Origin of the sequence: Carnobacterium maltaromaticum DSM 20342 (assembly GCF_000744945.1) — a bacterium.
GTDB classification, from domain to species: Bacteria; Bacillota; Bacilli; order Lactobacillales; family Carnobacteriaceae; genus Carnobacterium; species Carnobacterium maltaromaticum.
Window position 1 is genome coordinate 1,173,726 of record NZ_JQMX01000001.1, and the last position, 14,266, is coordinate 1,187,991.

12 protein-coding genes are annotated in these 14,266 nt (G+C 35.8%); 4 read left to right on the plus strand and 8 right to left on the minus strand.

Annotated features, from left to right (window positions below):
• Positions 1–170 precede the first annotated feature (170 nt).
• A complete protein-coding gene (locus BR77_RS05555; RefSeq protein ID WP_010051803.1) occupies positions 171–1,472 on the plus strand; it encodes an NCS2 family permease in 1,302 nt (433 codons plus the stop codon).
• Positions 1,473–1,537: 65 nt separating this feature from the next.
• On the opposite strand, the gene BR77_RS05560 is transcribed toward BR77_RS05555, so the two are convergent.
• From BR77_RS05560 to BR77_RS05580, 5 genes are all read right to left on the minus strand, one after another.
• On the minus strand, positions 1,538–2,326 hold the full coding sequence (locus tag BR77_RS05560; RefSeq protein ID WP_015075914.1) for a TraX family protein: 789 nt from the start codon (positions 2,324–2,326) through the stop codon (positions 1,538–1,540).
• 296 nt (positions 2,327–2,622) lie between these two features.
• On the minus strand, positions 2,623–3,135 hold the full coding sequence (trmL, locus tag BR77_RS05565; protein WP_010054105.1) for a tRNA (uridine(34)/cytosine(34)/5-carboxymethylaminomethyluridine(34)-2'-O)-methyltransferase TrmL: 513 nt from the start codon (positions 3,133–3,135) through the stop codon (positions 2,623–2,625).
• Positions 3,136–3,194: 59 nt separating this feature from the next.
• Positions 3,195–4,355, minus strand: coding sequence for a tRNA epoxyqueuosine(34) reductase QueG (gene queG / locus BR77_RS05570; protein ID WP_035064173.1), 1,161 nt, complete (start codon positions 4,353–4,355; stop codon positions 3,195–3,197).
• A 327-nt stretch (positions 4,356–4,682) separates the two neighbouring features.
• Entirely contained in the window at positions 4,683–5,540 is an 858-nt protein-coding gene (locus BR77_RS05575; protein WP_010054102.1) for a methyltransferase domain-containing protein, read from the minus strand.
• A gap of 15 nt (positions 5,541–5,555) precedes the next feature.
• Positions 5,556–6,443: an NAD-dependent epimerase/dehydratase family protein gene (locus BR77_RS05580; RefSeq protein WP_035065993.1), complete on the minus strand. Its 888-nt coding sequence runs from the start codon at positions 6,441–6,443 to the stop codon at positions 5,556–5,558.
• A gap of 165 nt (positions 6,444–6,608) precedes the next feature.
• Here BR77_RS05580 and BR77_RS05585 point away from each other — a divergent pair, with 165 nt between their 5' ends.
• Both BR77_RS05585 and BR77_RS05590 read left to right on the plus strand, forming a co-directional pair.
• On the plus strand, positions 6,609–7,280 hold the full coding sequence (locus BR77_RS05585; RefSeq protein ID WP_010054099.1) for an MgtC/SapB family protein: 672 nt from the start codon (positions 6,609–6,611) through the stop codon (positions 7,278–7,280).
• 78 nt (positions 7,281–7,358) lie between these two features.
• Positions 7,359–8,540 carry an iron-containing alcohol dehydrogenase gene (locus BR77_RS05590; protein ID WP_035064176.1) on the plus strand — a complete coding sequence of 394 codons (1,182 nt, stop codon included), beginning with the start codon at positions 7,359–7,361 and terminating at the stop codon, positions 8,538–8,540.
• A 65-nt stretch (positions 8,541–8,605) separates the two neighbouring features.
• On the opposite strand, the gene pepV is transcribed toward BR77_RS05590, so the two are convergent.
• Positions 8,606–10,006: a dipeptidase PepV gene (gene pepV, locus BR77_RS05595; RefSeq protein WP_015075908.1), complete on the minus strand. Its 1,401-nt coding sequence runs from the start codon at positions 10,004–10,006 to the stop codon at positions 8,606–8,608.
• 307 nt (positions 10,007–10,313) lie between these two features.
• Here pepV and BR77_RS05600 point away from each other — a divergent pair, with 307 nt between their 5' ends.
• Positions 10,314–11,150, plus strand: coding sequence for an NAD(P)H-hydrate dehydratase (locus tag BR77_RS05600; RefSeq protein WP_015075907.1), 837 nt, complete (start codon positions 10,314–10,316; stop codon positions 11,148–11,150).
• Positions 11,151–11,195: 45 nt separating this feature from the next.
• On the opposite strand, the gene BR77_RS05605 is transcribed toward BR77_RS05600, so the two are convergent.
• Entirely contained in the window at positions 11,196–11,927 is a 732-nt protein-coding gene (locus BR77_RS05605; protein WP_015075906.1) for a pseudouridine synthase, read from the minus strand.
• A gap of 427 nt (positions 11,928–12,354) precedes the next feature.
• A complete protein-coding gene (locus BR77_RS05610; RefSeq protein WP_015075904.1) occupies positions 12,355–14,229 on the minus strand; it encodes a bifunctional homocysteine S-methyltransferase/methylenetetrahydrofolate reductase in 1,875 nt (624 codons plus the stop codon).
• Positions 14,230–14,266 lie beyond the last annotated feature (37 nt).

Sequence of the window (14,266 nt, forward strand, 5' to 3'; positions counted from 1 at the left end):
ACAAAGATTCCTTTCTTAACAGACTTTAACCTCAATTAAGTGTAAACGGTTATTTCCCGAATATTCGTGTTTTTTCTTTATATTTTTCTAAAAAAGGCTTGCTTTTTCACCTAAAAACGAATATCATTAAATCTGTTCTTATTAAATATTCGTTTTTAGGAGGATTTACCATGTCAAACTTCTTTCGCTTGAAAGAAAATAATACCACGATTCAAACAGAAATTATCGCAGGACTAACGACCTTTTTAACAATGGCTTATATCATTGTTGTGAACCCTGTCATTTTAAGTGCTGCTGGAGTGCCTTTTAATCAAGTTTTTATGGCAACTATCCTAGCTGCTGTAGTCGGAACCGGTTGGATGGCCTTAGCTGCTAATTATCCGATTGGGATTGCACCAGGTTTAGGAATGAATGCCTACTTTGTAACAGTGGTTGCGAGTGGTGTTGATTACAAAACAGCTTTTGCTTCTGTTTTTATTGCCGGATTAATCTTCTTACTATTATCTTTTACAAGTTTACGTGAAAAATTAATTATCGCGATACCAGAAACGTTGAAATCGGCTATTACTGCCGGTATTGGCCTATTTATTGCTTTTGTTGGTTTACGTTTATCTGGTGTGATTGTAGCCGATGAAGCCAACTTAGTTAAATTAGGTGATCTACACAGTTTAGGTGTCATTTTAACATTAATCGGAATTATATTAAGTGTCATTTTAATGCTTTTAAATGTTCGTGGTGCGTTATTCATTAGTATGGTCGTTATTGCCGTTATTAGTTACTTTACGGGTCAAATCAAATTTGATGGCTTTATGGCCTTACCAAATTTTGGACATGATTTAATGATTACCAACCCAATCACTCCTTTTAAAGATGTGATTGAAAATGGATTATACGGTGCTGTTCTTTCATTCTTATTAATCACTATTTTTGATACAACTGGCACAATGATTGCTGTTACTAAAAAAGCTGGTTTGATGAAAGATGGTAATTTAGAAAATGCAAAACAAGCACTTCTAGCTGACGCTGTTGGAACAACAGTTGGTGCGGTTTTTGGAACAAGTCCAACTAGTGCCTATATTGAATCTGGAACTGGCGTTGCTGCAGGTGGTAGAACGGGTTTAACAGCTTTAACAATTGCAGTTATGTTTGCAATTTCAAGCTTCTTCTTTCCAGTTGTCAGTGCTATTTCAAGTGTCAGTGCCATTACCGCTCCAGCATTAGTTATCGTTGGTTCAATGATGATGGCAAGTGCTGCTGAAATTCATTGGGATGATTTATCCGAAGCTTTTCCAGCCTTTATCGTCATTGTCACAATGCCTTTAACAAACAGTATTGCAACTGGTTTAGCATTAGGGTTTATTACCTACCCAATAACTAAAGCTGTAACAGGCAAATTTAAAGATGTTCATCCACTCGTTTATGTTTTTGCAGTTCTATTCTTTATCCAAATGTTTTTCTTAGGCGGCCATTAATCAATTGAAATACTAAATTAAAAAAACTCCGACTAAATTAGTTTAGTCGGAGTTTTTTTAATCGTCTATTTTTGCAACCAGTGGGCAATAAAAAAGAGCACGTAAATATGGGCTGGATAAAAGTAATAAAAGAAATTACGCATACCACGACCTTTTTCCCCGTTGTATAAAATAATTGGAATACTTGCTAACCCCATCATCCATTGATAGTTTTCTGTAAAAGGATTCCCACCTGCACTAAAATAACTCAGTGCTGAAATAATCAATAAGGCTGCAACTTGTAAACTTTTTTTCCCATGGAACAAATAAAATAATACAGCTAAAACAACTAGTAAAAAGCCACCTTCTGTTGTTAAAACAGTCGGTACAAATAAAAATAGAATATTAAAAGCTAAAAAATTAACTTCTGGTAACCACATAATAAGAAAACCTGCTGCAATCGGTAAAACCATTAAAATAATTGCTCCTAAAACACTTAAAACTTGTTTCTTCTGCCACGCTGCTTTAAATAAATCAATTAAATACATATATAAAACACCTAAAAATATCGTTCCAAAAATATTATTAAAAATGCCTATCCCTTCAGCCACGTAACGATTGACCACATAATTTCCGATACTCATAATCCAAAAACCTACTAACAAGCGAAACAGATATTTTTTCTTGTTACGCGTATGAATATATCCTTCTGAACTAGTGAATAAAAAAATAGGTGCGACTAAACGCCCTAACCAATGAAACCAAAATGGTACACCCATCTCTAAGAAAAACTCTGCTATATGATCAAACACCATTAGAACAAGTCCTAATACTTTAAGTTGAAAACCTGTTAACCCTTTTTTTACCATCTCCATTTTGACACACTCCTTTATTTGCTTATTTTAGTATACAAAAATAAGCAAATAAAAGTCCTATGAAAAATCTTACAAATCAAGAAAATCAACTTACATTATTGTCATTTAAAAATAAAAAGCTCATTGAGCCGGTTAGCTCAGGTAAGAAAATAGGAAAAATTGATAGGACGCTTTTTGTCCTCTCGAATTTTTATTTTTTTCTCTAGGAGTTGGCTCATAAGAGCTAGGCTTAATAAAAAAAACCTGCTAGTTAAACTAGCAGGTTCTCATTTATATTTAGAATTAACGATTCAAAATCAGCTTAATTTATCGATTTCACCGTAATTATGCGTTAATTCCATATTCTCAAAATTCTGTTGACGCAATGCTTCATAAACTAAAATAGCCGCTGTATTTGATAAATTTAGCGATCGGACATGCTCATCATTCATAGGAATCCGTAAGCACTCTTGCTCATATTGACGCATAAATTCTTCTGGTAATCCTGTCGTTTCTTTTCCGAAAATAAAATAATGATCTAATTTAGAATCTGTTAAATCAACATCGCTATAGACTTCATGACCGAATTTTGTGATTAAGTGAAGTTGACCAGATTCAGCAACTTTCAAAAATGCGGCTAAATCTGAATGATAACGAATCGCCACATCATTCCAATAATCTAATCCCGCTCGTTTTAGTTGTTTGTCATCAGTTGAAAAACCTAGTGGTTCAATTAAATGTAACGTACTATTTGTCGCAGCACAAGTACGGGCAATATTTCCCGTATTTGCTGGAATTTGTGGTTCGAATAAAACAATATGATTTGGCATAATTTTTCCTCCAATAAAATAGGGTGCATTTAGACTTTAAACACAATACTTCCCGTAAATTAACTACTTTTTTCTTCTAACGTTTGAAGAGCTTGTTTAAACTCAACACGCGCTTCTTCATCTTCTTCTTTTTGGTACGCTGTTCTTAAAAATTCAATCACAGTGACATCTTGTTTTGCAACTATTTGACCAATTGCCCAGGCAGCTGTCCCTCGAATCACTGGTCTAGGATCTTCTTCAATACAGCGTAACAATGCTGGCAATGCGGTTTTATCCCGATAATTAGCTAATGCAATAATAGCATTACGTTGAATCGGTTTTTTCCCCCGCCAAGAACCAGCCATTACACCAAAACGTTGTTTAAACTCTTTGTTGCTAATGGATAATAAAGGCTGTAGTAATGGCGCAACATCCTCCGGTACAGGTTCCATTTCTTCATGAAAATGAAAATTTTTCCCTTTATTATAAGGACAAACCATCTGACAAATATCGCAGCCATAAATCACATGACCCATTTTTTTTCGATACTCAACAGGCATCATTCCTTTAGTTTGGGTTTGGAAAGATAGACATTTCTTCGCATTCATTCGCCCATCACCAAGCAAAGCCGTCGTCGGGCACCCGGTAATACACCGTGTACAATCACCACAACCATTTGCTACCACTTCATCAAATTCAAATTCTAAATTCGTGATAATTTCACCTAAATAGACATACGAGCCAAATTCCTCGGTAATCAATAAGCCATTCTTTCCAATAAAGCCTAAGCCAGCTCGTTGTGCGACTGCTACATCAATTAATTCTCCAGTATCTACCATCGGCTTAAATAAGACTTCTTCCTTGGCTTCTTGCTTAATAAATTCAATTAGCCTAGCAAGTTTTTCTCTTAAAATATCATGATAATCAGTCCCCCACGAAGCCCTCGCAAATTGCCCTCGACGTTGGCCTTTGACTCGCTCAGGTGGTTCGTTCATCTTAGTTGGATAGGCCAATGCAATCGAAATAATAGAACGGGGTTCATCAAAAATTAATTCTGGATAAATTCGTTCCTTTATGACCGGATGCTCAAAACCCGAATGATGGCCTTTTTCTTGTTGTTCTTCAAGCTTTTTCTCTAAGTTGCTAAAAGGTTCTGCTGAAGCAAAACCAATTTTATCAATACCAATTCGTTGGCTTTCTTGAATAATCCGCTCTTTTAACGAAAGACTCGTTCCACTCATGATCACTCAACTCCTTTATTCAAACAAAGACGAATTTATTATTAGAATTTGTCTTGCTTATTTATATGCACGATCTAGACTTTCCAAAAAAAAGCAGAAAAAAACGCATCACTTCGGTGTCTAGCACTGCGAAATGATACGTTAGTGAAGCACATTCTCACTCACTAACTTTTATCAGAATCTGATGGATCTCTGATAAAAACGAATGAACTAAATAGCTTACTGATAATATAACACCACTATGGAACTGTTGCAACCCATTAGGGTCAATCAACCTATTGTAAGCGTTATCCATCTATTTCTTGTTCACATTTCATTCACATTTGACTACTCACTCATACCAATTAAAATACTTACATCAACTGTCACTTTTTTCAAGGGATTTTTTAAGGCAAAATCCTTTGCTGCTTGACTTGCTCCCCATGCTAAAGGAGTCATTTTCATTAAATCCGAGAATAATTCTGGCGTTAAATCAAAGCTATAACGACACTGTTCTACAGTAACCTTTGAGAAATGTTGGCTAAATTTGTTCACAACTGCGTCATTTTGGTAGCTCTGTTTTGCTTCTTGATCTTGATAAAAAAGTTTTCTCAGCTCAATTAAATAGTCTGTATTTGGCACAACCTTAATAACCTTTCCATCATTTTTTAACAAGCGTTTAAATTCTTGATAATTAGATGGAGAAAAAATATTTAGAATTGTATCATATTGCTTAGATGCAAAAGGCGATTTAGCCAAATCTGCGACACACCAAAAAGCACTAGAAAAATGTGTACTTGCCAATTGGATGGCATCTTTAGAAATATCAAAACCTATTTTCGGCCCCTCTAGACCCAATTGAGTTAAATAATCTAATTGTGAGCCTTCTCCACATCCTACATCTAACAATGTTTTAATTTCTTTTGAATCTGTATTAATTAACGGATAAATTTGTTCCAATAGAGGATTAAATAAACCTGCTTGCGCAATTGAAAAACGTGGACTAAGCATCTCTTTATCATATTCATTTTTAGCACTCCCTGTTAAAAAATAAAGAGTCCCCTTTTTTGACACATCAAAACTATGACCATTCTCACAATTAAAACTAGTCCCTTTGATTTCATCAAACCTACTTTGACAAACTGGACATTGAAACAGCTGTTTCCAATTTGTTAAAAAATCAATTCCTTGATCAATTTTTTTCAAAATTCTGCCTTCTTTCTATGCATTCATTGCCATTTTTTCATTTAATCTTCTTATTAAAGGAACTAGCCATGAACTCAAATCTGGTAATGGATACCCTAATTCACTCATTTTTTGGCAATCAAGATACCAATCTTTTTCAACACTAAATGGCGACTGATTTTCATCTTGGTCTGATTCAATCACTAATGGCTCAACCTTAACCACTTCTTCAATCCAATTCATTAAATTATTCATAGAGATGATTTCTTTTGAACTTGCATTAATAATCCCTTTGAAATTTATGTCGATTAACCAAAGCATCACTTTAGCCACTTCGCTTCCTTTGATAAAACTCATTTGTGCCGATAAATCACGAACTAAAATCGTCTCTTCATTTCTTATTTTCCGAATATAATAATGCAGTCGTTCAGTATAATCGTCATCATCTAACACAATAGGAATTCGTAAAATAGCCACTGGAAAATCACTTGCTGCTACAAAGGTAGCTTCAGCTTGACGCTTCCCTTCAGAATAATTCAGTTCACTAGCAGGATCAATTATGAAGGTGTCTGGTCTAAAATCAGTCTCACTAAAGCCAATTTGTTCCCCTTCATATACTGATAATGAGGAAGTGAAAATATATTGTCCAACTTTCCCAGTTAAATAATCAATCGCAATTTGCGCTTCTTCTTTTGTATAGCAAATATTATCAATTACCACATCCCAATAGCTCTGACTAATTTCTTGCCAGCCACTACTCATTGGATCTGTGCGATCTACCTTTATGCGATTAACGTTATCACCAAAATCATCGGATCGTAATCCACGATTCGCTATCGTTACCAAATAGCCTTTTTGAATTAAAGCTTGTACAGTCTTTTGTCCAAAAAAGCGATTTCCACCAAAAACTAAAATCTTTTTCATCGTCATTCACACCCTTTTTAGCTTTTTAATTTTATCAGCTTTCTCCAGTACTTTCATCCTATATTTTAGCACTAATCCTTCCCCTATGCACCATTAAACTAGTCGAAAAAACAGCTCTATCTATGTTACACTATAGTTATACAAAAAAATAAAGGATGATTAATTATGGATAACATGAATATTTTATTTTTATCACGTTTAGCCTTAGCTGGTCTATTAGGTGGTATTATTGGCTTTGATCGAGAGTTTAGAGCGAAAGAAGCTGGCATCCGAACGCACTCTCTAGTTTGTTTAGGCAGTGCTCTTTTAATGATTATCTCTCAACATGGTTTTAGTGACGTTGTTGGGACACCTGGTTTTTCTTTAGACGTAAGTCGCGTCGCAGCACAAGTTGTTAGTGGAATCGGGTTTATCGGTGCCGGTATGATTATTATTCAAAAACAAAACGTCGTTGGGTTGACAAGTGCTGCTGGAATTTGGGCAACATCTGGCATTGGTTTGGCTGTCGGTGGTGGGATGTATATTGTCAGCATTGGTGCTACTATTTTAACTATTATTGGCTTTGAGTTTTCTGCCATTTTTTTCCGAAAAATTGACTATCATACAACAACTCTAACACTTTCTACAACAAAAGCTGAATCTATTCCTTTAGTTACTGGATTATTAAAAGAAAAACAAAAAGTCTATCAAAATTTTGAATCAAAACGTGAAATTTTCGAAGAAACCAAAGTATATCATATTTATTTTAGCATTCGCACTAAAAATTCTACTGAAGAAATGGAGCTAGTCGAAGCACTGCAAGAAATTCCCCATATTACTGTAGAAAAAATAAACTAGTAGGGAATGGTCAAGCTCTATCGATGAGCTTTTAAGGATTCTTATGGTATACTATTTTTATAAAAAGGATGGTGTCAAATGAATACAGAAATTGCAAATTTTAATTACTACAACCCCACAAAAATAATCTTTGGTAAAAATCGAATCGAAGAATTAGCCACTTTGGTACCTAAAGATAAAAAAGTTTTACTTTTATACGGCGGCGGAAGCGTAGTGCGTTTTGGAACTCTTGATAAAGTCAAAGCAGCTTTAGCTGGCTATCAAATTGGTGAATTTGGTGGAATTGAAGCGAACCCTACCTATGAAACTTTGATGAAAGCTGTTGAACTAGTTAAACGTGATGGTTATGATTATCTTTTAGCTGTTGGTGGCGGTTCTGTTATTGATGGCACAAAGTTTATCGCAGCTGGTGCTTTATTTGATCGTGATCCAATTCATATTTTTGGAGCAGGTATTGGCGACAAGTTGCCAATCACAAAAGCTCTACCTTTTGGATCTATTTTAACCTTACCGGCAACTGGTTCAGAAATGAATAGTGGTGGTGTTGTCACTTTTGTTGAAAAAAAAGCCAAGCTTGGCTTTGGAAGTCCAGTGACATTCCCACAATTCTCTATTTTAGATCCTGAGTTAACCTACACTCTTCCAAAACGTCAACTTGCTAATGGTGTAATTGATTCTTTTGTCCATATAATGGAGCAATATATGACATATCCAGTTGGTGCAATGGTTCAAGACCGTTTTGCGGAAGGCTTATTGCAAACTTTAATTGAGATTGGACCAAAAGTAATTGATGAAACCAATCACGATTACAACCTAAGAGCAAACTTTATGTGGACTGCAACCAATGCTTTAAATGGTATTCTTTCGCCTGGCGTGCCACAAGACTGGGCTTCACACAGTCTCGGCCACGAGATTACAGCACTTTACCATATTGATCATGCCCGGACGTTAGCAATTGTCTTGCCTTCTTTATTAGAAATACGTAAAACTGAAAAACTAGATAAGCTTGTTCAATATGCAGAACGCGTTTGGTTGATTACTGATGGTACAGCTGAGGAAAAAGCAACTTTAGCTATCAATAAAACACGTGAATTTTTCGAAAGTTTAGGAGCTCCGACTCATTTTAGTGACTATGATTTAGATGCTGAGGTAGTGGATATTTTAGTTGACCAATTAGATAAACACGGTTTAAGTAAACTTTCAGAAAGACAAGACCAAACATTAGAAATCAGTCGTAAAATTTACCAAAACGCTCTATAAAATAGAAAAAAGGAAGATGAGAAAGGATAATTATCCTTCCATCTTCCTTTTTAATATTTATTACTCTATTTAATCAATTCGTACATAGCATCTGCGTAAATAATTGTTGCATTCACTAAGTCATCAATCGCCATAAACTCGTCTGTTTGATGCATGGTATCAATGCTGTTAGGGAACATTGCTCCATAGGCAACACCACGTTCTAATAAACGTCCATATGTGCCTCCACCAATTGTTTTCTCTACACCTTTTTCGCCTGTATGTTTTTCATAAACATCTAATAAAACTTTTACCATTGGATCATCCGCAGGTACATAGTGAGGCAGTTGGGCTTTTCCACGGCTTAATGTAATCCCATAGTCTGCTAATTGGTTGGTTAGTGAACTCTCAATCCCTTCAACAGTTACGCCTTGAGGGAAGCGGAAGTTTAAGACAATTTGTCCTCCTTTTTCTGGAGTAAATGTAAACACTCCTGGATTCATTGTCAAATCACCCATCACATCATCTACGTAGTTTAAAGCTAATTTATGCGCACGAGAATCATCATGTAAATACTTAGCAGTCACTGCTAAATAATTTTTAGCATCGCCACCAAATGCATAACGAGTCAAGAAAGTCGCTAAGAATGTTGCTGCATTAATTCCACCACGCGGCTCCATTCCATGAGCGCCTTTACCTACAACAGTAAACGTCACTTGATTATCAGCTACTTCACACGTTCCAGAAATAGGATGTTGTTCAACAAAATCAAAGAAATCTGACTTCATTTTTTCAGCTTCATCGCTGATTACTACAGCAGATGCATCTTGAGGAACCATATTTTCACGTAAACCAGCATCAAAACGAACTAGTTCATTCGCTGCTCCTTTATTATCGCCTTTAAAATTTAAATAGACAGATAGAATTCCTTTTTCACCGTTAATAATTGGAAACTCAGCGTCTGGTGAGAAACCAAAATCAGGTTTTTCTTCAACCGCTAAATAGTGGTCCATACACTTCCAGCCACTCTCTTCATCTGTTCCAATAATAAAGCGAACTCTTTTAGAAACAGGTAAACCCAACTCTTTAATTATTTTAAGCGCATAATACCCAGCCATGCCAGGTCCTTTATCATCACTTGAACCGCGAGCATAAATTCGACCATCTTTAACAATTGGATCAAATGGGTCATGTGTCCAACCTGTCCCAACCGGAACAACGTCAACGTGGGCAAAAACACCTAACGTCTCAGAACCACTTCCATATTCAATATGTCCAGCTAAATTGCCAACGTTTTTAGTAATAAAACCATCACGTTCACCAATTTCTAAGAACTTCAATAAAGCTTCTTTAGGACCTGGCCCTACAGGAGCATCCTCTGTCGCTTTGCTATCATCTCTGACGCTATCAATTTTTAGCAGTGTAAATAAGTCAGCAAACATATCGTCTTTGCGGGCTTCTACTTCTTTTTTCCAATCGATTCCCATTTACAAACACTCCTCTATTTCTGAATTTCAACATCCTAATCATATCAATTTTCGGGCTATTTTACCATGCTTATCTGTATTTTTAGTCTGAGAAATAAATTTATTTTCAATTTTAACGAACTCCTCGTGCAAATTGGTTTATTTCATTCTATAATAGATACAGTATAGAGAATTCTCTCAATCTACTTAAAAGAGAAATAAACACTCTCAACACTCTATTAGGCTAGCTCTTTTAAGCCAACTCAACAAACTTTTGATAGAGCTACCCGGCTCAATGAGCTTTTTATTACAATCGGAGGCGTTAGTTATGCAAAAATTAGATCAAAACATTGTACAAGGTATTTTACCTAAACGAAAAAATGAAAGTTACAAAACAAATTATGGTCGTGTCCTTTTGATTGGTGGAAATGAAGAAATGGGCGGAGCAATTATGATTGCAGCCAGCGGGGCAGTCTATAGCGGAGCAGGTTTAGTTACTGTAGCTACTCATCCCAATAATCATGCAGCACTTCATGGACGATTGCCTGAAGCAATGGTTCTAAATGCATATCACTCTGAAAAATTGATCAATCAAATAAAAAAATCAGATGTAATTGTAATTGGACCTGGACTGGGCTTAGAAAAAGAAGCATTAGATATCTTGAAAACAGTCTTAGCAACTGTCTCTAGCCACCAACAAATTGTGATTGATGGATCTGCTATTACCTTAATGGCGCAAGAAAACTTAAAAACGCCAAAAGCTAAAACTGTCTACACTCCTCATTTGGGCGAATGGCAAAGACTAAGTAAACTAAAACCCGAAGAACAAACAAAAGACTTAAATGCTCACTTTAGAAAACAATTGAATGCAACAGTGGTTCTGAAAAAACACCATTCAGAAATTTATTTTGAAGATGAAGTTTGGCAAAATACTGCTGGAAATCCAGCAATGGCTACGGGGGGAATGGGAGACGCTTTAACAGGAATGTTAGCAGGATTTTTAGCACAATTTCCAAATCACAAAACAGCAGTCTTGGCTTCTGTTTTTCTGCATAGCTATATTGCCGATCAATTGGCTAAAACTCACTACGTAACCTTGCCTACTCAAATTATTCAACTAATTCCAAAAACCATGAAAGATTTTGCTACAAAATTTGACTTTTAAAAAGAAGAGGAAAGAAATTAGACATCTGATTTCTTTCCTCTTCTTTTAATTATCCTTTTGTATCCCTTGTAACAAATCCATTTCAGCTTCTGTCAAAGCTCGATATTCTCCTAAGTCCAACCTTTCATCTAATCGAATTGGGCCCATTGACAGACGTTTTAAATAAGTAACTTTTTTATCCACTGCCTCAAACATACGCTTGACTTGATGGAATTTGCCTTCATGAATCGTCACTTGAATTTGAGAAATTTGCTGGCTTTCATCTACTTCTAAAATGTCCAACTCCGCTGGCTGGCAGAGAAATCCATCATTTAATGTTAGTCCTTTTTCAAATTCAACTTGGTCTTCTTTTGTCACAATCCCCTGAATTGTAGCCTGATAGCATTTTGCCACATGCTTTTTAGGCGATAATAAGTTGTGGGCTAAAGTACCATCGTTCGTTACCAACAATAAACCCTCAGTATCTTTATCTAAACGACCGACTGGAAACGGGTCGAAAAGTTGTTCATTAGGACCCAGTAAACTAATCACTGTAGGATGAACATTATCAATAGTCGCACTTACAACTCCCTGAGGTTTATGGAGCATTAAATAAATAAACTCTTGATAGTGGACCTTTTCATCTAAAACAAAAACCTGATCTACTTCTGGTTTAACTTGCTCTTTTCCATCCTTAGCGATTTTATCATTTATCCTGACTTGCTTCGCTTTAATGATACTTTTAACTGACTTTCTCGTACCAAAACCTGTATGAGCTAAAAACTTATCTAAACGCACGTTTTCCCCTCCAACTCTTTCTTCTCTACTAGTATAGAGAAAAAATAGCTAGATTTCAATATTCAATAAAAAGCTTGTTGAACCGTTCAGCTCTGACAAGAAAATAGGAAAAATTGATGTGGCGTTTTTTGCCACCTCGAATTTTTATCTTTTTCTCGAAGAGTTGGTTCAAAAAAGCTAGCCTAAATAAAAAGCTTGTTGAACCGGGTAACTCTATCAAAAGTTTGTTGAGTTCGCTCAGGCTCGAATGAAGAATAGGGAAATTCGATGTGACGTTTTTTGTCACCTCGAAATTTCATCTTTCTTCCGAGAGGCTAACTCAAAAAAGCTGGACTTGGCAAGAAAATAGGGAAAATTGATGTGGCGCTTTTTTCCACCTCGAATTTTTATCTTTTTCTCGAAGAGTTGGTTCAAAAAGTTAGATAAATCACTGACTATGAACTTGACCACATGAACAAATACTTTTTTCTTGCTGTTTTTTAGCTTGAATATACTCACATAATTCTGCTGAAATTTCATAATTCATAAATGGAGTCATTAAATAAATTCCATTAAATTCCTGACAAATTTCATCAATTAATTCTTTAGCAATTGTCATACCAACCTCTAAACCTCGTCCTTCTTCTTCAGCCATCCTCATTCGTTCTCTTGTTTCATCAGTCAATAGGATTCCTGGAACTTCATTGTGTAGAAATTCAGCATTCCGACTTGAAACCAAGGGAATGACCCCAATAAATATTGGAATAGTAACTCCTGCAGTTTTCATCACTTCTTTTAATATCTTGACTTTTTCACTATCAAAAATCGGTTGTGTGATGAAATAATCTGCACCAGCTTCTTGTTTCTTTTTCAAAAGGCATCCAGCTCTTTCTAACCGAGGAATATTTGGATTAAATGCGGCTGCTACTTGAAAATTAGTTTTCTCTCGTAAATTCTTCCCTGTATAAGCAATTCCTTGATTGAAATTTTTTATTAACTTGATTAATTCAAAAGAACTTACATCAAATACTGAAGATGCGCCAGGAAAATCACCAACTTTAGCTGGGTCACCCGTTACCGCCAGAACGTCATGAATACCTAACTTATGAAAACCCATAATCTGCGAATTCAATCCGATTAAATTATGGTCCCTAGTTGTCAAATGAACCAAAGGCTGGATATCATACTCATATTTTAACATTGCACTTAAAGCCATATTGCTAATACGTGCGCTAGCTAAAGAATTATCGGATAATGTAATCGCATCAACCCCAACTTCTTTCAAACGAGCAGCACCTTTAAAAAAAGCAGTTGTATTAAAAGTACGCGGCGGATCTAATTCAACCAATACTGTAAACTCTCTTTGAACTTTATCTAGTAATCGCTCTTTTCCCGTTTCTTGTTTAGCTTGAAACCTGTATGTGGTTAAAGCTTTCACCTTTTTTTGAGTAACTAAATCTAACGTAGTTAAACCTTTGCGATAAGCTGCAATGTGTTCTGGAGTTGTACCGCAACAGCCACCAATTAAACCCACTCCCTCTTTTCGAAATAATTCACCAAATAATTTAAAATAGTCTGTTTCTTTTTGATAAACAATCCGTCCATTCTCCATTGTAGGAAAGCTAGCATTAGGATAAGCCGCTAAAACTTTCCCAGGAATTAAAGGCACTGATTCAAAAGATTGAGCCATAAAATGTGGACCTAATAAGCAATTCGTCCCGACAACATTTGCACCCAAATCAGCTAGTTCCTCTAAAGCTGTTGCTAATGACTGTCCATTTGCTAATATGCCAACTTCGTGAATGGATACATTTGCAATAATGGGAATATCCGTAGCTTCCCTTGCAATTGCTAGAACAGTTTTCAGCTCATTTAAATCATAATATGTTTCTAATAAAATACCATCAACACCACCTAATAATAAACAATACAATTGCTCCTTAAAACTACGACTAATTTCTTCCATACCAGGATCATGTATTTTTGTATCAACTGCTCCATAGATACCACCAATCGTCCCTAAAATAAACGCTTCTTTATCCCCTCGCGCTTCTTTGGCTAGGGTGATTCCAGCTCGATTAATTTTCTGAACTTGGTCTTCTAAACCATACCGAGCCAATTTAATATAATTGGCTCCATAGGTATTCGTTTGAATAATATCTGCACCAGCTGCAAGGTAATCTTGATGAATTTTCAAAATAGCTTCTGGATGAGAACAATTTAATTCTTCGTGAGAGCGATCAATACCATATTGATAAAGTAATGTGCCCATTGCTCCATCAGCAATCAATAATTTAGTCCCTAAAACTTCTTTTAATCCCAATCCAATCGCCTACTTTCTCCTTTCAGCTACCTATTCC